Raw genomic sequence first — 20,726 nt, 5'->3', positions numbered from 1 at the left:
AGCATTTGATGGATTTTTTGAATTTATAATGCTCAAGAGCTTGTCCATTTCATTGATTAATTTTTCAACTTTCCCCATATTTGAACTTTTATTTTATCTCAAAGTCATCGGGAACTTCAATTTCAAGTCGCAAGAGGGCGAAGGCAAGTGTTTTGCCTTGTGCATCGTTTCTTAGCGAGATGGTGCCACCGCCCGCGAGTGCATCATGTAGGAGGAAATTTAAAGCGTAAAGGTTTGGCAATTCCCATCTTTCAACTTCACCAAGGCAAATTCCCTCAAAGTGTTTTTTTACCACTTCTGCGGTTACTTTCTCAACAAGCAGGGGATAATATTCTGGTTTCCTTGCTATCAAGCCGATATTTGCAGAATTTCCTTTATCACCCGATCTTGCATGGGCTATTTCAAGAAGTTTTATTTTTTTCATTTTAGCGAACGGATTTAATTTAGAAGAAAAATCTAAATCCAATTCCGCCGGTTATGTCAAAATCCGTTCCTGGGATCAGTCCAAGTTTTGGTGAGATTTCTATGAAAAATTCATATCTTTTCTTCAGGAAAAAGTTCACACCGAGATTAGCGCTTGCACCGATGAAGTCATCTTTCTTTGAAGAGGCTCTGAAAAATAAACCTGGTCCTGCGTATAGATTAAAAGTTCCGTCGCCGTATTTTTGAAGTTCATTCAAGTTGAAGACATAATGTCCTTGTAGGAATAAAGCATCGTTAAAACGCCACGCTAAGGTTAAGTCAAATGAGTTTGAACTTGAAAGAATGAATTTACCTGTTATGCCGGTTGGTGCTCCAAGATAAACGCCAAGACCGAGTTTATGTTGAGATTGTAACGGTTGGAAAATCGCAAGAGCTAAAATTAACGGGAATATCTTTTTCATATTGGTGCGCCTTTTTTCAAAAAAGTTATCAAAAATTTATAAGATTTTCAAGGTTCGCTTGACTGCGCTTTTAAGGAATTGAAAAGTTTTAATTTTTTTGCTATTTTTAGTGTAGCATTCAAATTTAAAGGAGTTTTGTAAATGGGTTTGGTCTTGAGGTTTTTGGTTTTGTTTGTTGTTTTAGCCAACTACTTATGTGGGCAAGGTTCAGCTGGGGCATCGGCAAATTTTCAGCAAAGATTTATCGTTGATATGCCAACGGCTGGGCTTTTGAAATCAAATAGTGTGGCACTTGATGCTGATTTTTTCGCAGATGGCGGTCTAATGCTTCGCCTTACCGCATCTGCATTTAACAGATTGAATTTTGGTATCTCTTACGGCGGGACAGAGATAATCGGCAATGGAAATGTGAATTGGTATAGACTTCCCGGGGTGAATTTGAAGATAAGGATAATTGATGAAAGCTTGAATTTTCCAGCGATCGCTCTTGGCTTTGATTCGCAGGGAAGAGAGGGGTATATTGATAGTTTGAAAAGATATGAATTTAAATCGCCTGGGTTTTATGCTGTTGCGAGTAAGTCGTTTAAGTTCCTAGGATATTCATCCGTTCACGGTGGGATTAATTATTCACTTGAAAAAGATGACGGAGATAAGTCGCTGAATTATTACATTGGCTTTGATAAAACGATAGGGAAAGATATAACTTTTTCCGTTGAATATAATTTCGCTGTGAATGATAATTCTGCAAATGCACTTGGCTCTGGGAAAGGTTATTTAAACGCTGGGATAAGGTGGTCGCTTGGGAGTGGCTTCACGATTGAGTTTAATTGGAAAGATATACTTGTGAATAAAGACCCGGGAAATTCAAGGGTTGTGAAACTTGAGTATATTCAGGGACTTTGAAGAATTTTTTGCTTTTTTGTTTTGTTAAAGTATTTGAAAAGGAACTTTAAGATATTTTTGGAGGTGTGAGCCATGAAAAAATTAATTTTTCTCGCTCTTGCAACGCTTTTCCTTTGGGGGTGTTATACACAGATCGGAACTATAAGGGAAGATGAGGGCTATCAGAGTTTTGAGAGCAAAAAAGAGAAAAATTATTCCTACTACACCGACGATTACAATTTTTGGTATTATCAAGGTTACACCTATCGTTATTACCTTCCTTATCCGAGATATTACCTTTTCTTCAGGTATTATACGCCAGGGTTCGTCGTTGGATGGGGTGAGTGGTGGTATTATGACCCGTTTTGGTGGGATAGATATTGGTGGTGGGATTGGTATTGGTGGGATAGATACTATTCATATCTTTATTTCCCGGGATGGTATTATTACCCGTGGTGGTATAGGGCTCCGATTATAATTGTGATTAATAATCCGTATTATCCTGTCTCCGGTGGCAAGGCGATCGTTTATAGGACGAGAAACTTCGGCTCAACGCGTTCGGGTGAGAGTAGAAATAGTGATGAAACAGGTGTAACTTTCTCTCCGCCGACGAGGTCTGCGCCTGCAATAAATTCGGGTGGCAATGTTCAAGGAAGTTCTACTGAGGGAACTTTGAGAAAACCGTCCGGGTCTTCAGGTAGAGAAACACCCGGGGTTGAAAGGGGTGGTGTAAGAAGTGAATCACCGAGAAATATAGGTTCATCACGAGGGACATCTGCGCCAAGAATTGAACCAAGGTCTGGGGATAAAGAACAGAAACCGAGAAATGATTCAACGCCCCCACGCAGAAGCGGTTCTAACAGGACCTCAAAAATTCAATTGTATAGAGATTATAACACTGGCAGAAGTATGTTGATTGAAGATTCCCGAGGCTTTCAGCCCCGGATCGGTTTAACACCGCATTATTCAGGAACATCTAATAGTTCCGGACAAGGTGATAATACTGTAACGCAAGGGAGGAGACAAACAGGGAATAGAAGAAAATGAGAAATTTAATTTTCGTCCTTTTGATTTTCGCTGGCTGTTATACAATTATAAAACATCCTGAGGTGAATTATGAAGATTCCTCCGGTGGGGTTTATACTTCACATGTGAGTTATAGGAGCAATTGTTCAGGTTGTCATTCAAGGGCTGACCTTGATTATTTTTATGACTTGATGCCATCTCAGGATGCATCGGCTTGGGTTTATTACAATTATCCTTGGTGGTTTTCTTGGGTTAATATGGAAGCAGATACTGGTTCTTCAACTGGTTCGGTTTTTGAAAGAGTGCGTGAGTTTGGGACACATAGGACACCGTCAAACGAGTCGTTTTCGCCACCGCCTTCAAGGACACCATCGGGTTCGGATTCCTCTTCAAAATCATCGTCAACCGGTTCAATTAGCAAGGGAAGTGAGGTGAATTCCGAAGGGGCAAGAAGTCTTGGCAATTTGCGTTCATCGGATGGGAACTCCCGAGAGCAGAATAAAGAAAGCGAACAAAACAAGGAAGGAAAAAGAAATATTGGTTCAAGAAGAAAATGAAGAAATTAACAGCGATATTGTTCTTCGTTTTCAACCTCGCTTATTCGCAATTTCCTGACGATGCTTTGAGGTATTCAAATTTAAATCTCGGTCTTGGGGCAAGAGCTATTGGGCTTGGATTTTCTTATATTGGTGTCTCAGATGACTACTCGGCTATATTCTGGAATCCAGCTGGGCTTGCGCAGATAAAAAGATTTGAGTTTGCTGGTGGTTTGAATTATTTCAGTTTGAAAAATTTGTCAAGGGTTACGGGATATTCAAATTCATTTGAAAATACAAACACATCGCTTGGGACAATTGCACTTGTCATGCCGGTTCCAACTATACGCGGGAGTTTGGTATTTGCCGGTGGATACGCAAAGGTCTCGGATTTCACAGGGACATTATCCCTTTCACTTTTCAACTCAGAAAGTTCAATAGTTCCTTCACTTTATGACCCAAACCCCGATTTTGACCTTGCTTGGAATCTCGGACTTGAAGATTCAACCGGGGCGACCCAAATTTTGCGCAATGTTCAACAAAAGATAACATTATATGAAAGTGGCGGTTTAAATCAATGGTTCGTCTCCGGGGCAATTGACATAGCGGAAAATTTATCGGTTGGATTAACATTGGCAATTGTAACTGGAAGTTATAAATACGATCGCCAATTTATTGAGAGTGATGTTAGAAATTTTTACAGGGATTACCCGTGGGATTTTAAAAGTTTGACAGTTTCAGATTTGATAGATGCAAGCGTCAGTGGTTTCTCTGCAAATGCTGGTTTGATGTATAGAAGCAGGACTTTTAGATTTGGGTTGATGACGAGATTACCGATGTCATTGAGTGTTAAAGAGAACTATTCAAGGAGCGGTGAAAGCTCTTTTGATAATGGCGATTCGTTTTCTTATTCTTACTCTGGGGTTTCAAGATATGATGTTGTGTCACCTTTTTATTTTGGCGCTGGTATGTCTTTTAACTTAAAAGATGTCGTCTTGGTAGCTGGAGATGTTGTTTATGTTGATTGGAGACAAATGGAGTTTAAAAATAATCCAGACCTTGTTCAGCTGAATAGGGAAATAAAGCAGATTTTCACTGAGACATTTATTTTGAATGGTGGTGTGGAAGTTACGCTTCCTTTTTTTGAACAGGTTAAGTTAAGGATGGGTTACTCTTACCGACCATCACCTTATCTTGAAGACAAAGGAATCACAAGTAGGTCTATCAAGTATTTAAGTTTCGGTTTAAGCGTTCTTTTACAAAAGACGCTCCTTGTTGATTTCGCTTACGTGACGGGCAAATGGAGCACAATCCACACACAATATAGTTATAGTCTTGGGAATTCATATTATAGCTTAGTCACCGATGAGGAGAACTCAACTCGGAGTTTTGTTTTGACATTGCGATATAGGTTTTGAAAATAAATTCGCAATGCCTTAAAAATGAGAAAATTTTCTTTTGTTTTATTGCTTTTCTTATTGGGTTGCACCAGCTCAAAACAAGTCATTGAAAAACCACCCCAAAAAGAAAACCACAAGGTCTTTCCCTACGGGAAAAAATACGAGTATGTTTACAGAATCATCAAGCCAGTCGTAAGGGATAAGCTTTATTTTTCTGACCAAAATATCGGGGTTGATTTTGTGATTGATGATTCTTTTATTCATTTGAGATTGAAAAATAAAACAAGTGAAAAAATCTGGTTGAACTTGAACGAGGCACAAATTTTCATCGGTATGAAATCGTCCAAGGTTATCAACTTTAACTATATTAACGAGTTGAATTATTCACCTGTTGGTTTAAAGCCCGAGCAGATAGATGTTTTCCCAAACACTTTCGTTATCCTACATCTTGCTCCAGCGGATAATGTTTTCACAAGTTCTGGTGATTATGAGGTTGGCTGGCTTTATCCGGTGGTTGATTTTAACGATAGCGAAAAAATTAGAGAAATTTACAGCAATGTCGGAAAGAGAGTCGGAATTTATATTCCAGTTGAAACGGAAAAAGAAATCTATGATTATTACTTTGAGTTTGAGATAACAGGTGTGCGTGAGGTTGGAGTTTATCAACCGAGAAAAAAGCAAGTTCCAGTTCAAGCGCAATTTCCATCCGAAATAGTGATAAAAGGTGAGGGGTTGAATCCATCTGAGAGTTTCATTGCATCAACTTTGATTTCCTTTTTTGTTCTTGTTTCCGCCTATTTCATCTTCGCAAGGGAAAAGGGGAAAATTTGATGTGAGAAGTCGTAGGATTGATAGGAAATTAAAAGCGATCTACAGAGATAAAAAATCGGGGGCGTCTGTTTTAACAACGAAATTGTTCGCCGTCTTGATTGATGCGATTGAGGAAGTTGACAGCGTTGGAGATTTTGATTCGTTTTTAATTTCAATCGGGGTTGAATTGAGGAAACATCATCCGCTTTTGTTTCAACTTCGGAATTTGATTGATATAGTCCATGGCTTTTCAAAAGAGGTTCGGGATAAGGAAGAAATTTTGAGCGAAATTCTTTCGTTAAGGGAGAGATTTGAAAATTCAGCTTCAAGGGTGGCGGAAGGTTTCAGGCAATTTCTCAGTGAAAGGGGGAAGGTTTCAATTGCGACTTTAAGTCACAGCGGGACGGTTTTTAATTCGCTTGTTAAAGCGAGGGATTTTATAAACGAGGTTTATGTTTTTCGTTCATGTCCGAGGTGTGAGGGGGAGAAGATGGCTGATTTACTTTTTAAAAGCGGGTTCAATGTTTCCGTTGTGAATGATTTTGGTTTAAGTTATGTTGTGAAGAAAGTTGATTTGGTTGTCACTGGCTGTGATGCTGTTTTTGAGGATGGTTCAATTTTGAATAAAGCTGGAACTTTGCCTCTTTTTATATTGGCGAAAAACTTCAAGAAGGTGAGCGTTGTGCTTGCAGATTTTTTGAAATTTGTTAATAAAAGGGTCAATTTTGATGAAATTTTTAAAGATGCTGTTGAATTGAAAAGCAAGGGTAAGGTTAAAGAATTGAGTTTGCTATTTGAAATCGTTGATGGGGCTTTTATAACGCACTATATCACAAATAAATCTTGAGGTTTAATGCGCTCGTATATTTTGCATTTAAAATGTTCGGTTTGTGGTCGGATATTTGACCACAGGGAAATTCAAAAATTTTGTGAATTGTGCAACGAGCCGTTGATCGCAGTTTATGATATTGACGGTATAAGGAAAAGCGTTGGTAAAGAGACATTTAGTAAGAGATCAAATGGGATGTGGAGATACTTTGAATTTTTGCCTGTAATTGATGAAAGGAAAATTGTAAGTTTGGGTGAGGGATGGACTCCTCTTTTAAAGCTTGAGCGATTTGGTGGAGAAATTGGTTTGAAGAATTTGTTTTTAAAGGATGAGTCGTTTAACCCAACTTTATCGTTTAAAGCGAGAGGAATGTCGTGCGCTGTTTCAAAGGCGGTTGAGCTTGGCGTAGATAAAATTTCTGTTCCAACGGCTGGGAACGCAGGAAGCGCTTTAAGTGCTTATTGTGCGAAGGCGGGAATAAAGTGCTTCATAGGTGCACCAAGAGATACGCCTAAGTTAATTTTAGATGAATGCAAATTTTACGGTGCTGAAGTTGAATTGGTTGACGGGTTGATTTCTGACGCTGTCAAGTTGATAAAACAAAAAGTTGATTACTTTGATATTTCAACGATGAAAGAACCGTATCGGCTTCAGGGGAAGAAAACGCTCGGTTTTGAAATCGTTGAACAACTTGGTTGGGAAGTTCCCGACTGGATAGTTTATCCAACTGGTGGTGGAACGGGTTTAATTGGGATTTGGATTGCGATAAATGAGATGATTGAAGTTGGATTGATAGAAAGAAGGTTACCGAAAATGGTTGCTGTTCAATCTTCGGGATGTGCTCCTATAGTAAAAGCATTTCGTGAGAATAAACCAAGGGCTGATTTTTGGGAAAATGCGAAGACAATTGCTTACGGCTTAAGGGTTCCAAAACCGTTTGCAGATAGATTGATACTCCAAGTTCTGTGTGATAGCAATGGGTTAGCGATTGAGGTGGAAGATGATGAGATATTTAAGATGCAAAAGGAGTTCGCTGAAATGGAAGGTATCTTGCTTTGCCCGGAGGGTGCAGCAAGTGTTGTTGGTGTTAAAAAGCTTGTCGCAAGCGGGATTATAAAAAGTGATGAGGTTGTTATCGTATTTAACACTGCTTCAGGTTTAAAATACATTCAAAACAAAAACAGCGTTTGAATATGTTTAATGGGAAAAATGTTGTCGTCACCGGTTCAACGGGTGGGCTTGGATTTGAAGTTGTCAAGCATTTCATTAGCGTTGGAGCTCGTGTTTTCGCAGTTTATAGAGATGAGAAAAAGTTCAAGAGGGTTTATAAGGAATTTCAAAAGGTTGAAAATCTTATCGGCGTTAAAGCTGATTTGACAGTTGAAAGGGAGGTTGAGAGGATTTTCAAGCTTGTTAGGAAAAGTGGCGGGGTTGATTTTTTGATAAATTGTGTTGGTGGTTATCGCGAGGGAAAGATGATATTTGAGCTTGAAGAGGATGAATTTGATGAGATGCTTGATATGAACCTTCGTTCCGCTTTTTTATGTTCAAAGTGGGCTTTGAGGGATATGATACCGAAGAGGTCGGGAAGAATTGTGAACATTTCTGCTTTACTTGCTTTGAGACCGTCCCCGGGGCGAGGGGCTTATGTTATTTCAAAATCTGCGTTGATAGCTTTAACGGAGGTTATAGCTGAAGAGGTTAAGGATTTTGATATAACTTGCAATGTGATTTTGCCAAGTATCATTGCGACACAAGAAAATAAAGAAGCTATGCCCGGGGCTGATTATACTCGTTGGGTTGACCCAAGCGATTTGGCTAAATTTATAGGTTATCTTTGTAGTGAAGAGGCGCGCGGGATTAACGGCGCTGTTATAAAATTCCCGGGGAAATTTTGAAAAGCTGGATTTTTTTGTTAATTTTGAATGCAAATTTCAAAATAAAAAATCAGAACCTATGATAAAAATTGGAGTCCCGAAGGAGACCTATCCGGGAGAAACAAGAGTAGCACTTATACCTGCTAACATCTCTCAATTTCAAAAAGCTGGGGCTGAGGTATTAATTGAATCTGGGGCTGGGGAAAGGGCTGGTTATTTGGACTCGGAATATCTTAGCAAAGGAGCGCAAATTGTGAAAAGCAGGGAAGAGATTTTTTCAAATGCTGATGTGATTCTTCAAGTGCGTGCTGTTGGGGCAAATCCCTTTGAAGGGAGCAAGGATATTGCTTTGATGAGGGAAGGTCAAATTTTGATTGGATTTATGGAGCCGTTCTTTGCGAAGGAGATCGTTGAAAAAGTGGCTCAGAAAGGGGTGATCTCTTTTGCGCTTGAACTTTTGCCGAGGACTTCAAGGGCTCAGACAATGGATGTTCTATCTTCAATGGCGACAATTTCCGGTTACAAGGCTGTTCTTATGGCAGCAAATTACCTTCCGAAGATGTTCCCGATGCTTACAACAGCTGCTGGGACGATTTTGCCTGCGCAGGTTTTTGTTATAGGTGCTGGGGTTGCGGGACTTCAAGCGATTGCAACCGCAAAACGTCTTGGAGCTGTAGTCAGAGCCTATGACATCAGACCGGCAACGAAACAGGAAGTTGAAAGTTTGGGCGCTAAATTTGTTGAACTTGGACTTGAAACCCAAGAAGCGGAAGATAAACGCGGATATGCAAAAGATATGGGTGATGAATTTTACAAAAAACAAAGGGAAATGTTGACCAAGGTCATAGCTGAAAGTGATGTTGTCATATCAACCGCTGTTGTTCCGGGTAAGAAAGCGCCCGTTTTGATCACTGAAGAAATGGTTAAGGGGATGAAACCCGGTTCTGTCATAGTTGACCTTGCTGCTGAAAGAGGAGGAAATTGTGAATTGACCGAAGCTGGGAAAACCATCCAAAAGTATGGTGTGACGATAATTGGACCTGTAAATGTCCCGGCGAGTGTTCCATTCCACGCAAGTCAAATGTATTCAAAAAACATAACGAACTTTTGCATGCTTTTCATTAAAAATGGGAAAATTGAGCTAAACTTGCAGGACGATATCTTGTCAAGCACATTGCTTACGAAGGATGGTAAAGTTGTCAATTCAATTTTTGATTAAAAACAAAATTTTTCAAAACGAACATGGACACCTTCATTCCGGCTCTAACAGTTTTTGTACTTGCTTTATTTGTCGGTTTTGAAGTTATAACAAAGGTCCCACCGATTTTACATACTCCTTTGATGTCTGGTTCAAATGCGATTTCTGGAATCACGATAATTGGCTCGTTAATCGCAGCTGGTGCTAAATATACAACGCTTGCATCTGTGCTTGGTGTTATTGCTGTTGCTTTTGCAACAGTCAATGTCGTTGGCGGTTTCCTTGTGACACATAGAATGCTTGAAATGTTCCAGAAACCTAAGACCGATAGAAAAAGTGAAAAATAACGCTTTAATTAAAACAAAAAAGAACCTGCTATGCCACAGGCAATTGTAAATATAGCGTATTTAATTTCAGCTGCATTATTTATCTTCGCTCTGAAAGGTTTGTCGCATCCGAGAACAGCTGTAAGGGGGAATCTCCTCGGTGCACTTGGGATGTTGATAGCAATTGTCGTCACATTAATGGATAAAGCAATTGTAAGTTATGAGCTTATAATTCTCGGTCTTTTAATTGGTGCTGTCGTTGGGACTATATCTGCTTTGAAGGTCCCGATGACATCAATGCCTCAGATGGTTGCTATTTTTAATGGTTTTGGTGGTGGTGCATCAGCTTTAGTAGCTGCGCTTGCATTTATTGAGGCGGTAGAAGTAGGAAAAACAATGGGGGCTCAAGAAACAGTTGCAACCGTAGCATCAGGGATAATTGGTGCTGTGACTTTCTGGGGAAGTTTAGTGGCTTTTGCAAAGCTTGAAGGATTGATTGAAGAACGACCCATCCGTTATAAAGGTGAACATTTTGTAAAAGTTTTGTTCCTTTTAGCGTCAATCGTTTTCGGTGTTATTTTTGGGACGGAAAGGGAAATGAATTATTACTGGTACTTGACTGCTTCTGCTTCCGTTCTTGGCGTTTTGCTTACGATTCCGATAGGTGGTGCTGATATGCCAGTTGTTATATCGCTTTTGAACTCTTATTCGGGATTAGCTGCTTGTGCGACGGGTTTTGTTTTGAACAATAATGTTTTGATAATTTCTGGTTCTTTGGTCGGTGCCTCTGGAATTATATTGACTAATCTTATGTGCAAGGCGATGAATAGGTCACTTTTGAATGTTTTGTTTGGAGGTTTCGGTGAGATTGTCGCAGAGACCGACGAGGACAAAATTTATGGTGGGAAGATAAAGTCCGCAACACCGGAAGAAGTTGCTATGTTGCTTGAAAATGCAAGAAGAGTTGTCATTGTCCCCGGCTACGGTATGGCTGTCTCGCAAGCGCAATTTGCTATTCGCGACCTTATGAAAATCCTTGAATCAAAAGGTATAGAAGTTGAATTCGCAATTCACCCTGTTGCTGGAAGGATGCCCGGGCATATGAATGTTCTTCTAGCTGAAGCGAATATACCATATGAAAAATTAAAAGAAATGGATGAAATAAACCCGACATTTGAACAGACGGATGTTTCAATTGTGATTGGTGCAAATGATGTTGTAAATCCGCTTGCACGAACCGACTCAAATAGCCCGATCGCTGGGATGCCAATACTTGATGTTGATAAATCAAAAACAGTTGTTGTAATCAAAAGAAGTTTAGCCCCTGGGTTTGCTGGCATACCAAATCCACTTTTTGCAGCTGATAACACATTGATGTTATTTGGCGATGCGAAGAAAATGGTCCAAGAACTTATAAACGCTTTGAAAGAGTCATAAAGAATTAAATCGCGAGGTCTTTGAAGCCCCGACTTTACGGTCGGGGTTTTTTATTAAAAAATTTTCTCGGTAAGATGAGAAATTTACTTCTTCTGTTCATTTTTTCGTTTCAAGTCTCTTTCGCTCAAGGTTTGTATGACAGAGTCAGCGCGGATATAAAATTGTTCTCAAAGAATGCAAAAAATTATTTTACTGCGCCGTTAAATTTCAATGCTCGCGATCGTGTTAATTTGGCGTTTGTTGGATTTGGGACAATAGCTCTTTTTGGATTTGATCACTTAAACAAAGATATTCAAAAAATTGACAATGACTTTTTTACAACGCTGATGAAAATTGACAGTTATTATGGCACTGTCTGGGTTTTCGGTGTAATTTCAGGCTCGCTTTATTTGAGCGGGCTTTTGCTTAACGAAGGAGAATTAAGAGAGACAGGACTAATGGTTTTTGAATCAGGGGTGTTCGCTGGGACGGTTACAACTGTTTTAAAAGTCGCCTTCGGAAGGGAAAGACCTTTTGTGAGCGGTGATAAATTTAAGTTCCGCCCGTTTAGTTTTAAAGGTAACCCATATTATTCGCTTCCATCCGGGCATGCGACCCTTTCGTTTGCGATTTCAAGTGTTTTAGCGTCACGATTTGAAAATAAAATTGTAAAAGCGATAATTTACACACCAGCTGTTTTAACCGCTTTGGCGAGGGTCTATAACAATCAACATTGGTTTTCGGATGTATTCCTTGGTTCTGCGATTGGATATTTCACAGGAGTTTACATCGTAAAGTTAAACTCAGAGAGGTGAAATCTCTATATTTTGCTTTCATTTTTTCTGAACAGGTTTAAAAGAAGACCCGGCGCTGATTTCAACTTTTCAGTTAACGAAGGCGAGTAGAGAAAAGCGATCGCTTTCTTCATCGTGTTTAAAAGTTTCTCATCGTAGCCGTACCACCAAAGTCGGTATGATGAGATATAATCAAAGCTTTCAAATTTTATATTGACCATATCATAGAGACCAAATTCGGAGTGAACTCTACCGAAACCGCTTGACTTTACACCTCCGCACGGTGCTTTTGCATCCCCGTAATGGACGATGCATTCATTAACAAGGACAGAGCCCGATTTTATTTTCTCAACGACCCTTTCTGCTCTTTTTTTATCTTTGGTCCAAACGCTTGCTGAAAGTCCGTATTCGCTTGAATTTACCTTTTCAACGACTTCATCCTCGTCTTTAAAACTTAATATCGGTAGGACAGGTCCGAATGTCTCCTCCTTCATTAAAAGCATTGAATTGTCAACATCAATTATAACTGTCGGTTCAAAGAAATAGCCTGCAAGTTCACTTCCGTTTTTATCTTTTGGTTTTATCCTTTTGCCTCCAGTTAGTATCTTCGCTCCCTTTGAAATCGCGTCTTGAATCTGGTTTTCAATTATCTTGAGCTGTTTTTCGTTGTTTATTGGACCTATTTCAACATCTGGGTCAAGTCCGTTGCCAATTTTAAGTTTTTTTGTCTTCTCAACGACTTTTTCAACAAATTCTTGAAAAATTTTCTCATGGACATAACAGACCTCAACCGAGACGCAGGTTTGCCCAGCATTTGCAAATGCGCTCCATACAGCTGATGTGGCTGAAGTTTCAATATCAACATCGTCAAAAACGATCATCGGGTCCTTGCCACCAAGTTCAAGTGTGACTGGGATTGGTTTTTTACTTGCATTTTGCATAATTAGGCGTCCTGTTTTTGTGCTTCCAGTGAAGGAAATTTTATCAATGTTTGAATTCACGAGTGCTTCGCCGACATCACCATAACCTATGACGATATTAAAAACGCCATCTGGAAATCCCGCCTTATGGAAAATTTCAGCAATCTTCAACCCAATCAAGCTCGTGTATTCAGAAGGTTTAAAAATAACACAATTACCGGCAACGAGTGCAGATATTATCGGAGCAATTGGGAGCAAAAGCGGGTAATTCCACGGTGAAATCACAGCGACAACACCGAGCGGTTCAAAATGTATGTAATTTCTTTTGATCCAGAACAAGGGGATTTGGGAGCGAACTTTCTTCCTTTTCAAAATTTTTTTGGCGTTTTTTATGTAAAAGTCAAAGAGGTCAAGCGTTGGGAAAATTTCCATTGAATATGATTCAACTATCGGTTTACCATTTTCAAGCGTTATCAATCTTGCAAGTTCATCTTTAATTTCATAAAAAATTCCCCTCGCCCTTTTTAAAAGTCCCAACCTTTCATCAATTGTTTTAGATGACCAGCTTTTAAAAGCAAGTTGTGCTTTTTCCGCTATTTCAAAAACTTTGTCAATTGGCGTCGTTTCAATTTCAGCTAAAACCTCAAGTGTTGCGGGGTTGATTGATTTTAATTTCATTGTGATGTTGTTTTTATTTTTTGATGCTTAAGACAGAACTTATTAATTTCCTCGTGTAATCCTCGCTCGGATCGTAGAGAATTTTCTCAATAACTCCACTTTCAACTATTTTACCATCCTTCATCACAAGTGCATTTTTTGCAATTCTTCTTGCTACTCCTATATCGTGCGTTATAAATAGTATCGTTAGTTTCAGTTCCCCTTCAAGCATTTTCAGAAGGTCAATTATTTGGACTTGAGCCGAGACATCAAGTGCTGATATGATTTCATCACAGACTAAAAATTCTGGTTTTAGTGAAATCGCTCTGACGATGGCACATCTTTGTAGTTGACCGCCACTCAATTGGTGTGGATATTTTTTCAATATATCTGGATGAAGCGCAACCATCCTCATAAATTCCGCGAGATAATCTTCTGCTGAATTTTCATCAACAATTTTGTGAAACTTGATCGCTTCAATTATTTGTGTCCCTATTTTATAAATGGGGTTAAAGGTAGTAAACGGGTCTTGAAATATCATCTGCATTTTTCTCCTCAAAGGTCTAATCTCATTTTTATCAAGGTCGGTTATATTCATCCCGTTGAAGAATATCTCACCGGCGTCCGGTTCAATTAATTTTAAAAGCAACTTCCCGAGCGTTGATTTGCCACTGCCTGACTCCCCAACAAGCGCTACAACTTCACCCTCTTTTATTGAGATGTCAACACCGTTAACTGCTTTTATAATTTTTTTCCCAGTTTTGAAATGCTTTTTCAGGTCTTTTGCGACTACCTTCTGCAATCTTCAATTTCCTTTCTTTTTAAATTTGCAAATATGAATTGGGCTATGACCCCAGCTCCAACTATACTTGCTGTCTCGGAGCGTAATCTTCTTTGTCCGAGTGAGACAACCTCAAACCCAAATCTAACCGCTTTTGAAATTTCATCTTCTGTAAAACCACCTTCAGGACCAACAGCAAGTATGATTGAATTTGCATTTTTAATTTTCTTGAGGTGATCAAAAAGAAAACCTCGTTTAAATTCCGTTGACTCGCTCTCGTGAAATATGATTTTTATTTCAAACTTGGATGATATCTCAAGGAGTTCGTCAAACTTAATCGGTTCGTCTATTTCAGGTATAATTGCTCTGTTTGATTGTTTGCAGGCGGAAAGTATTATCTTTTGCCATCTGTCTATTTTTGATTTCGGTGATATAACCCTTGATGTGATGATCGGGATTATCCTTTTTATGCCGATTTCGGTTAGTTTTTCAATCGCGAATTCAAATCTATCCGTATTTTTTAAAATTGCTTGTGCCACGGCGATTTCAGCTTCAATTTCACCAAGCATAAAATTTTCATTAATGATTTCACATTCAGCGTATTCCTTTGTTATTTTGGTGATCGTTGCCATGTAAACTTTACCGCTCCCATCAAAAAGAAGTATCCTTTCCCCAACCCTCTTTCTTAACGAATGAGCGAGGTGATGGTATTCTTCGCCTTCAATCTTTGCCAGCCCATTTCTTATGTTTTTCGGATCAACGAAGAAGCTTTCCATTTCCTTGACTTCAAAATTTTTCCTCTGTTAAAATTAACGCTTTGACCTTTTTAAAGCAAAAACTTGAAATTTTTTCGGATTTGTGTTAAAATCATATGAAAAAACAAAATTTAGTTTGGAAGTGCCCGACAAAATTTTAATAGCTGAGGATGAGCCAACAACACGCCTCATTTTCTCAACTTTCCTCCAAGACGAGGGATATGAAGTTGTAAGTGCTGAAAATGGCGCTGAATGTGTTGAGCTTGCGAAAAGTTCAAAACCAGATGTTATACTTCTTGACCTGCAAATGCCAGTTATGGACGGATACGAAGCGATGAGGATTTTAAAATCAAATGTTGAAACGAGAGATATACCAGTTATAATCCTTTCCGCAAATTCAGATCCATATAGTGTTAGGACAGTTTTTGAACTTGGTGCGACGGAGTTTTTGCCAAAGCCGGTGAACATTGAGGAGCTTTTAATTCGTGTCGGCACCGTCTTGAAGATAAAAAAGGCAAATGACGAAATTAAAAAACTTCGCTCTGAATTTACATACCTTCTCGTCCAAGACCTTAAAAATACCATCTCGGTTATAAAAGCGACATTTGAACTCGCACTCAAAGATAAATTCGGTGAATTGACGGAAGATCAAAAACTCATACTTGATATCGCTGAATCGGCGATAAACAACCACATCAAGCTTCTTGATGAATACCTTGAACTTTCACGCCTTGAACTTAACATTGATAAAATCATAAGGGAAAACGCTAATATCGCCCATCTCATTCAAGGAGTGATAAACAGGTTTAAAAACGATCAAAAGTATAAAGACCTCACCATAAATTTCTCCTCTGACTTGGATGTTAATTTGGAGGTTGATATTAAAAAGGTTTCTCGTGTTTTTGAACTTTTATTTGACGCAATTTTCAACACTGGCGGTAGGGATGTGGAAATTTCTTTAAAAGACGATGAGACATCTTGCATTATAAAGGTTTGGGACAAAAATACCAAAATTGAAATAGAAGAAGCAGAGTATATCTTTGACAGATATAAGCAAGCGCTGAAGCAGAAAATCCCAAGATATAAAGACCTTGGCTTGATGATATGTAGGATCATAATTGAGGCACACAATGGGAAAATATGGGCTGAACCATTTGAAGGGGGAACAGCGTTCTTGATTCAAATTCCAAAGGGGTTTAAATTTTAATGATGAAAAATCTCACCATTGGTTTGATTTGTAAAGTTGGGGCGGGTAAATGATAATAGTTGAACAAGTGAAGAATTTGTTTTAGAAACCATATCTTCGTCGGGATTTTACTCAAGTCATAGTCAAGCGATAGAAATAATTCCCTTTCCCCGTTTCCCTTCCAATCAATTTTCTTAACACTGTAACCGATGGCGAGGTCAAATATATCAAATGTCCAGAGTTTAAGTTGTTTTAATTTCAGGATTTCAGCTACATCAAAACACAACCAAAAATATAAACTCTCGTAGTCATCAACTATGAATCTATGCGCTCCCGATTTAAATTTTTCTGAGGGGAAGACGCTCATTTTAAAATTCACAATTTTAAGCATTGTGAATTTCTCTTTGAAAAGGGGGAGGAAAGCGCCTATGAAATTTGAAACCTCGTCGCTTACGCTAAACCCGAGCGATGGTCTGAACCCATCTTCAACTTCAACATATGTCTGAAAAATCAAACTTGCAACGGCACCAAGTAAGATAGCTTTATCTTTTCTGACGCCAGACCATTCAAGAGACCTCCCGAGCAAATCCGATATTAGAAATGAAAAATAAGCGTGACCGAGTTTGTCAGAATTTAGGACCTGATTGAAATCATCTTTGAAATGAAATTTCGTTAGTTCACCCTTCCACCAGGAGCTGTATTGTTGAACATGTGCGAGCGTGAAAATCCCAGCGGTCGTCCCAAGCACAACGCCAAGGCGATATGGATTAACCCGGGTTGAATCAGCTATGATGTTTAAGCTGAAACAAAAGGTCAAAAATGTTAATTTCGCAAATTCGCGGAGTGGTCTCAAAGTGTTAATTTTTTTATTGAGTTTTCAAATGCGATTATCGTCTTTTCAATGTCATCATCGCTGTGAGCTGTTGAAAGGAACATCGCCTCAAATTGTGATGGTGGAAGGTAAACGCCATTTTCAAGCATCAAATTGAAAAAACGAGCAAATTTGTTAGTATCAGATTTTAAGGCAGTGCCATAATCTTTAACTTCACTTTCAGCAAAGAAAACGGTCATCATTGAAGCAATTTGATTGATCTGAATTTTCACATTGTTCTTTTTGGAGATCGCTTTGAAGTTTTCAGCGAGAGTTTTAGCTTTTTCTTCAAGCTGTTTATAAATTCTTTTTCTGTTTTCGTATAAAATTTTAAGCGTCGTATAACCTGCTGTCATAGCAACTGGGTTTCCGGATAAAGTTCCAGCTTGATAAACTGGTCCTGATGGGGCAACAAGTTCCATAATTTCCTTTTTACCTCCATAAGCTCCAACTGGGAATCCGCCACCTATGATTTTTCCAAGCGTCGTGAGGTCAGCTTTGACCCCGAAAAATTCCTGAGCCCCACCTGGGGCAAGACGAAATCCAGTTATTACCTCATCAAATATAAGTAGGATTTTCTCCTCGTCACAGATTTGTCTTAGTTTCAAAAGAAAGTTATCCTCTGGTAATACGACACCCATATTCCCGGGAACTGGTTCAACTATGATGCAAGCGATTTCATTTTTATTTTCTTTGACGAGTTTTTCAACCGAGTTTATATCGTTGAATTTTGCGTTCAGCGTCAAACCCGCCATTTCATCTGGGACGCCTGGGCTACTTGGTATTCCAAGCGTTGTTGCCCCGGAGCCGGCTTTTACAAGAAAGCTATCGGCATGACCGTGATAGCAACCCTCAAACTTTATAATTTTCTTTCTCCCAGTATAAGCCCTTGCCAAGCGAATTGCACTCATCGTCGCTTCAGTTCCAGAGTTAACCATTCTGACAAGTTCAACAGATGGCATCATTTTTTTAATGAGTTCAGCTAACTTGACTTCAATCTCCGTTGGAGCGCCGTAACTTGTCCCGTTTTTCAAAACATTTTTAACCGCTGAAATAACCTCCGGGTGAGCATGTCCTAAAATTAAAGGTCCCCACGACATCACATAGTCAATGAACTTATTTCCATCAGCATCCCAAATTTTTGAACCGGATGCCTTTGTTATAAAAAGTGGTTTTGAATTTACCGCCTTGAAAGCTCTCACTGGTGAATTAACCCCACCTGGAATTAAGTTTAAGGCTTTTTTAAAAAGTTTTTCGCTTTTGGTCGTCTTCATTTTAAACTTATCTTTGTTTTAGTTTTAGCGTTAAAAACTCGGCAAACTTTTTAAGCGCCTTTGATCTGTGACTTATCCTGTTTTTTACTTCCCTTGGGAGTTGAGCATATGTTAAGTCAAAACCGTCAGGTAAAAAAAGCGGATCGTAGCCAAATCCACCATCTCCAAGCGGTTCAAAAATAACCTTCCCCAATGTCTCAGCGTAAAAAATTCTCTCTTCAACTGAATCAACATAAGCGATTACACATTTAAATTTTGCTTTCCTCTCTTCAATCGGGACATTTTCAAGCTCTTTTAGGAGCTTTTTATTATTCTCTTCATCTGTTGCCCCCTCACCAGCATATCTTGCCGAGAAGACCCCGGGTCTTCCACCCAAAATTTCAACTTCTATACCGCTATCATCCGCGATAGATGGAAGCCCGGTAAATTTGTAAACTTCCCTCGCTTTCTTTAAAGCGTTCTCTTCATATGTTTCCCCGTCTTCTTCTATTTCCGGGATTTGAAAATCATCAGAGCTTAAAAACTCAATCTGAGAGAAAATCTCATCCTCAAGATACATTTTCAGGATTTGCTTTATCTCTTCAACCTTGTTTTTGTTCCGCGTGGCGAGAACTATCTTCACTTTTTAAATTTGGGTTTAGTTTTAACCTCGGGAAAAATTTAAGATAAAGGTTTATTAGGCTTCCGACCGATGCAAGGAGATTCAATGTGAAAAATACAAAATTTCCAATCGCATAAATGGTGAGTGATAAACTGCCGATGAAGTAAATTATGAGGAAATAAAGGTTCATCGTTGTATAACCGCGTTTTATTGATTCATAAGTTTGCGGTATCCAGCATATCACGATAGCTATTAGACCGATTAATCCGAGTGCTTCTTTCATTTTAATCCCCGTTGGTTTTAAATTCCGAGAAGTTCTTCAAGTGCCTGATTAACCTTTCTCACTCCGACTATTTCAATTTCGGCGTCAATTTTCAAACCCCTTGTATTATTTTTCGGTATAATAATTTTTTTGAAACCAAGTTTTGCTGACTCTTGAATTCTTTTTTCAATTTGAATTACCGACCTTACTTCCCCAGCAAGTCCAACTTCACCTACGACAACCGATTGAGAATCCACGGGTATATCTTTCAAGCTTGATACAATGGAGCTCACAATTCCAAGGTCAATCCCGGGTTCTTCAATTCTTAATCCGCCCACGATCTTTATAAAGACATCATGTCCGCCAAGTCGTATGCCTATTTTCTTCTCAAGAACCGCAAGCAGAACCGATAATCTGTGATAATCAAATCCAATTGCTGTTCTTTGGGGTGTTCCATAGCTTGCTGGAGTGACAAGTGCTTGAACTTCAACAAGAAGCGGTCTTGTGCCCTCAATGCAAGCCGCAACAGCTGAACCAGAAACACCAAATGTCCTCTCGGATAGAAAAATTTCCGATGGGTTCTTTACCTCCTTCAAACCCTCTGTGGTCATTTCAAATATCCCAATCTCATTCGTTGAACCAAACCTATTTTTTATCGCTCTCAAAATCCTATACGATTGATGTCTTTCACCTTCAAATTGAAGAACCGTATCAACCATGTGTTCAAGAACCTTTGGACCAGCTATTAGACCGTCTTTTGTCACATGACCTACGAGAAGAATTGACTTACCCGTGTTTTTAGCGATTTGCATTAAAACAGAGGCACATTCTCTGACTTGGCTTACGCTTCCGGGTGCGCTCTCCAATTCCGGACGATACATTGTCTGAATTGAATCAATGATGATTACATCTGGATTTACCTCCTCAATCACATTTATAATAAGATTTAAATTTGTCTCGGCAAGGACAAGGAAGTTCTTTGATTGAAATGATTTCGGGAAGTTCAACCTTTCGGTTCTAAGCTTAAGTTGTTTTGCTGATTCCTCACCAGTTACATAAAGTATTTTTTTCCCTTTCAGTCCAGGGATTATTTGAGTCATAAGTGTTGATTTGCCGACCCCGGGGTCTCCTGCTATAAGGACAACTGACCCTGGGACAATTCCGCCACCCAAAACTCTATCAAGTTCATTTATCCCCGTCTTTATCCTTTCTTCTTCTTTCAGGTCAATTTTTTCAATGTCAAGAGCTATTGCTGGCTGTTTCAAAAGAGAAATCTGCTCTTGAAGTTTATCCTCGGGCATTATTATTTCCTCAACCATGGTGTTCCATTCGTTACATTCCGGGCAACGCCCCATCCATTTTAGCGAAATGTAGCCACAGTTTTGGCAGACAAAATGAGTCCTTTGCTTTGCCATTTCAGCCTTTATAAAATTTTTAAGCA

General features: G+C 39.1%; 23 protein-coding genes. 13 read left to right on the top strand and 10 right to left on the bottom strand.

The window, feature by feature from the left end; all coding sequences use genetic code 11:
- Positions 1-88: 88 nt before the first annotated feature.
- Positions 89-424 carry an AtuA-related protein gene (locus FKZ43_RS01725; protein ID WP_140944151.1) on the bottom strand — a complete coding sequence of 112 codons (336 nt, stop codon included), beginning with the start codon at positions 422-424 and terminating at the stop codon, positions 89-91.
- Between the two features lie 19 nt (positions 425-443).
- The gene (locus FKZ43_RS01720) at positions 444-884 is read right to left on the bottom strand and encodes a hypothetical protein (protein ID WP_140944150.1); all 441 of its coding nucleotides are present in this window, start codon (positions 882-884) and stop codon (positions 444-446) included.
- A 141-nt stretch (positions 885-1,025) separates the two neighbouring features.
- Between FKZ43_RS01720 and FKZ43_RS01715 the strand changes: the two genes are divergently transcribed.
- The 12 genes from FKZ43_RS01715 (at position 1,026) to FKZ43_RS01660 (ending at position 11,999) form a co-directional block, all read left to right on the top strand.
- Entirely contained in the window at positions 1,026-1,787 is a 762-nt protein-coding gene (locus FKZ43_RS01715) for a flagellar basal body L-ring protein FlgH (RefSeq protein ID WP_140944149.1), read from the top strand.
- 72 nt (positions 1,788-1,859) lie between these two features.
- Positions 1,860-2,813 (top strand): hypothetical protein, encoded by a 954-nt coding sequence (locus tag FKZ43_RS01710; protein WP_140944148.1) that lies wholly within the window; start codon positions 1,860-1,862, stop codon positions 2,811-2,813.
- Positions 2,810-3,349, top strand: a complete 540-nt coding sequence (locus FKZ43_RS01705) for a hypothetical protein (RefSeq protein ID WP_140944147.1) — start codon at positions 2,810-2,812, stop codon at positions 3,347-3,349. Before FKZ43_RS01710 ends, FKZ43_RS01705 begins: the two co-directional genes overlap by 4 nt.
- Positions 3,346-4,746 carry an OmpP1/FadL family transporter gene (locus tag FKZ43_RS01700; RefSeq protein WP_140944146.1) on the top strand — a complete coding sequence of 467 codons (1,401 nt, stop codon included), beginning with the start codon at positions 3,346-3,348 and terminating at the stop codon, positions 4,744-4,746. The genes FKZ43_RS01705 and FKZ43_RS01700 overlap by 4 nt, the downstream gene beginning before the upstream one ends.
- A 24-nt stretch (positions 4,747-4,770) precedes the next feature.
- Complete coding sequence (locus tag FKZ43_RS01695; RefSeq protein WP_140944145.1) at positions 4,771-5,559, top strand: hypothetical protein; 789 nt, start codon at positions 4,771-4,773, stop codon at positions 5,557-5,559.
- A gap of 1 nt (position 5,560) precedes the next feature.
- Entirely contained in the window at positions 5,561-6,385 is an 825-nt protein-coding gene (locus FKZ43_RS01690; protein WP_181180206.1) for an IF-2B domain-containing protein, read from the top strand.
- Positions 6,386-6,391: 6 nt separating this feature from the next.
- The gene (locus tag FKZ43_RS01685; protein WP_140944143.1) at positions 6,392-7,558 is read left to right on the top strand and encodes a threonine synthase; all 1,167 of its coding nucleotides are present in this window, start codon (positions 6,392-6,394) and stop codon (positions 7,556-7,558) included.
- A 2-nt stretch (positions 7,559-7,560) separates the two neighbouring features.
- On the top strand, positions 7,561-8,265 hold the full coding sequence (locus tag FKZ43_RS01680; RefSeq protein ID WP_140944142.1) for an SDR family NAD(P)-dependent oxidoreductase: 705 nt from the start codon (positions 7,561-7,563) through the stop codon (positions 8,263-8,265).
- Between the two features lie 58 nt (positions 8,266-8,323).
- The gene (locus tag FKZ43_RS01675) at positions 8,324-9,463 is read left to right on the top strand and encodes a Re/Si-specific NAD(P)(+) transhydrogenase subunit alpha (RefSeq protein WP_140944141.1); all 1,140 of its coding nucleotides are present in this window, start codon (positions 8,324-8,326) and stop codon (positions 9,461-9,463) included.
- Positions 9,464-9,486: 23 nt separating this feature from the next.
- Positions 9,487-9,789, top strand: a complete 303-nt coding sequence (locus tag FKZ43_RS01670; RefSeq protein ID WP_140944140.1) for an NAD(P) transhydrogenase subunit alpha part 2 — start codon at positions 9,487-9,489, stop codon at positions 9,787-9,789.
- 30 nt (positions 9,790-9,819) lie between these two features.
- Positions 9,820-11,205 carry an NAD(P)(+) transhydrogenase (Re/Si-specific) subunit beta gene (locus FKZ43_RS01665; protein ID WP_140944139.1) on the top strand — a complete coding sequence of 462 codons (1,386 nt, stop codon included), beginning with the start codon at positions 9,820-9,822 and terminating at the stop codon, positions 11,203-11,205.
- 74 nt (positions 11,206-11,279) lie between these two features.
- On the top strand, positions 11,280-11,999 hold the full coding sequence (locus FKZ43_RS01660; protein WP_140944138.1) for a phosphatase PAP2 family protein: 720 nt from the start codon (positions 11,280-11,282) through the stop codon (positions 11,997-11,999).
- A 5-nt stretch (positions 12,000-12,004) separates the two neighbouring features.
- On the opposite strand, the gene FKZ43_RS01655 is transcribed toward FKZ43_RS01660, so the two are convergent.
- Genes FKZ43_RS01655 through FKZ43_RS01645 form a run of 3 tightly spaced genes read right to left on the bottom strand, consistent with a single transcriptional unit; the run spans position 12,005 to position 15,112 of the window.
- The gene (locus tag FKZ43_RS01655) at positions 12,005-13,576 is read right to left on the bottom strand and encodes an aldehyde dehydrogenase family protein (protein ID WP_140944137.1); all 1,572 of its coding nucleotides are present in this window, start codon (positions 13,574-13,576) and stop codon (positions 12,005-12,007) included.
- Positions 13,577-13,589: 13 nt separating this feature from the next.
- Positions 13,590-14,357 carry an ABC transporter ATP-binding protein gene (locus FKZ43_RS01650; protein WP_140944136.1) on the bottom strand — a complete coding sequence of 256 codons (768 nt, stop codon included), beginning with the start codon at positions 14,355-14,357 and terminating at the stop codon, positions 13,590-13,592.
- Positions 14,345-15,112: an RsmE family RNA methyltransferase gene (locus FKZ43_RS01645; protein WP_140944135.1), complete on the bottom strand. Its 768-nt coding sequence runs from the start codon at positions 15,110-15,112 to the stop codon at positions 14,345-14,347. The genes FKZ43_RS01650 and FKZ43_RS01645 overlap by 13 nt, the downstream gene beginning before the upstream one ends.
- Positions 15,113-15,233: 121 nt before the next feature.
- Between FKZ43_RS01645 and FKZ43_RS01640 the strand changes: the two genes are divergently transcribed.
- Positions 15,234-16,298 carry a hybrid sensor histidine kinase/response regulator gene (locus tag FKZ43_RS01640; RefSeq protein WP_181180205.1) on the top strand — a complete coding sequence of 355 codons (1,065 nt, stop codon included), beginning with the start codon at positions 15,234-15,236 and terminating at the stop codon, positions 16,296-16,298.
- On the opposite strand, the gene FKZ43_RS01635 is transcribed toward FKZ43_RS01640, so the two are convergent.
- Genes FKZ43_RS01635 through radA form a run of 5 tightly spaced genes read right to left on the bottom strand, consistent with a single transcriptional unit; the run spans position 16,288 to position 20,700 of the window.
- On the bottom strand, positions 16,288-17,130 hold the full coding sequence (locus FKZ43_RS01635) for a DUF2279 domain-containing protein (protein ID WP_181180204.1): 843 nt from the start codon (positions 17,128-17,130) through the stop codon (positions 16,288-16,290). The two genes, FKZ43_RS01640 and FKZ43_RS01635, sit on opposite strands and share 11 nt — an antisense overlap.
- A complete protein-coding gene (gene hemL / locus FKZ43_RS01630; protein WP_140944132.1) occupies positions 17,127-18,422 on the bottom strand; it encodes a glutamate-1-semialdehyde 2,1-aminomutase in 1,296 nt (431 codons plus the stop codon). Before hemL ends, FKZ43_RS01635 begins: the two co-directional genes overlap by 4 nt.
- Positions 18,423-18,429: 7 nt before the next feature.
- Positions 18,430-19,044, bottom strand: coding sequence for an RdgB/HAM1 family non-canonical purine NTP pyrophosphatase (rdgB, locus tag FKZ43_RS01625; protein ID WP_140944131.1), 615 nt, complete (start codon positions 19,042-19,044; stop codon positions 18,430-18,432).
- On the bottom strand, positions 19,004-19,306 hold the full coding sequence (locus tag FKZ43_RS01620) for a hypothetical protein (RefSeq protein WP_140944130.1): 303 nt from the start codon (positions 19,304-19,306) through the stop codon (positions 19,004-19,006). Before FKZ43_RS01620 ends, rdgB begins: the two co-directional genes overlap by 41 nt.
- 17 nt (positions 19,307-19,323) lie before the next feature.
- Positions 19,324-20,700, bottom strand: coding sequence for a DNA repair protein RadA (gene radA, locus FKZ43_RS01615; RefSeq protein ID WP_140944129.1), 1,377 nt, complete (start codon positions 20,698-20,700; stop codon positions 19,324-19,326).
- Positions 20,701-20,726: the final 26 nt, after the last annotated feature.

Origin of the sequence: Candidatus Thermokryptus mobilis (assembly GCF_900070205.1) — a bacterium.
Lineage (GTDB): Bacteria > Bacteroidota > Ignavibacteria > Kryptoniales > Kryptoniaceae > Kryptonium > Kryptonium mobile.
The sequence above is the reverse complement of the archived record's forward strand: the minus strand, read 5'-3'. Positions and strand labels throughout refer to the sequence as shown.

Bases quoted from the DNA above. Each gene is read 5' to 3' on its own strand.
- FKZ43_RS01705 (WP_140944147.1), top strand. From the start codon at position 2,810: ATGAGAAATTTAATTTTCGTCCTTTTGATTTTCGCTGGCTGTTATACA.
- FKZ43_RS01720 (WP_140944150.1), bottom strand. From the start codon at position 884: ATGAAAAAGATATTCCCGTTAATTTTAGCTCTTGCGATTTTCCAACCG.
- FKZ43_RS01725 (WP_140944151.1), bottom strand. From the start codon at position 424: ATGAAAAAAATAAAACTTCTTGAAATAGCCCATGCAAGATCGGGTGAT.
- FKZ43_RS01655 (WP_140944137.1), bottom strand. From the start codon at position 13,576: ATGAAATTAAAATCAATCAACCCCGCAACACTTGAGGTTTTAGCTGAA.
- FKZ43_RS01670 (WP_140944140.1), top strand. From the start codon at position 9,487: ATGGACACCTTCATTCCGGCTCTAACAGTTTTTGTACTTGCTTTATTT.
- FKZ43_RS01620 (WP_140944130.1), bottom strand. From the start codon at position 19,306: ATGAAAGAAGCACTCGGATTAATCGGTCTAATAGCTATCGTGATATGC.
- FKZ43_RS01710 (WP_140944148.1), top strand. From the start codon at position 1,860: ATGAAAAAATTAATTTTTCTCGCTCTTGCAACGCTTTTCCTTTGGGGG.
- FKZ43_RS01660 (WP_140944138.1), top strand. From the start codon at position 11,280: ATGAGAAATTTACTTCTTCTGTTCATTTTTTCGTTTCAAGTCTCTTTC.
- FKZ43_RS01645 (WP_140944135.1), bottom strand. From the start codon at position 15,112: ATGGAAAGCTTCTTCGTTGATCCGAAAAACATAAGAAATGGGCTGGCA.
- FKZ43_RS01695 (WP_140944145.1), top strand. From the start codon at position 4,771: ATGAGAAAATTTTCTTTTGTTTTATTGCTTTTCTTATTGGGTTGCACC.
- FKZ43_RS01685 (WP_140944143.1), top strand. From the start codon at position 6,392: ATGCGCTCGTATATTTTGCATTTAAAATGTTCGGTTTGTGGTCGGATA.
- hemL (WP_140944132.1), bottom strand. From the start codon at position 18,422: ATGAAGACGACCAAAAGCGAAAAACTTTTTAAAAAAGCCTTAAACTTA.
- FKZ43_RS01665 (WP_140944139.1), top strand. From the start codon at position 9,820: ATGCCACAGGCAATTGTAAATATAGCGTATTTAATTTCAGCTGCATTA.
- FKZ43_RS01715 (WP_140944149.1), top strand. From the start codon at position 1,026: ATGGGTTTGGTCTTGAGGTTTTTGGTTTTGTTTGTTGTTTTAGCCAAC.
- radA (WP_140944129.1), bottom strand. From the start codon at position 20,700: ATGGCAAAGCAAAGGACTCATTTTGTCTGCCAAAACTGTGGCTACATT.
- FKZ43_RS01680 (WP_140944142.1), top strand. From the start codon at position 7,561: ATGTTTAATGGGAAAAATGTTGTCGTCACCGGTTCAACGGGTGGGCTT.
- FKZ43_RS01675 (WP_140944141.1), top strand. From the start codon at position 8,324: ATGATAAAAATTGGAGTCCCGAAGGAGACCTATCCGGGAGAAACAAGA.
- FKZ43_RS01700 (WP_140944146.1), top strand. From the start codon at position 3,346: ATGAAGAAATTAACAGCGATATTGTTCTTCGTTTTCAACCTCGCTTAT.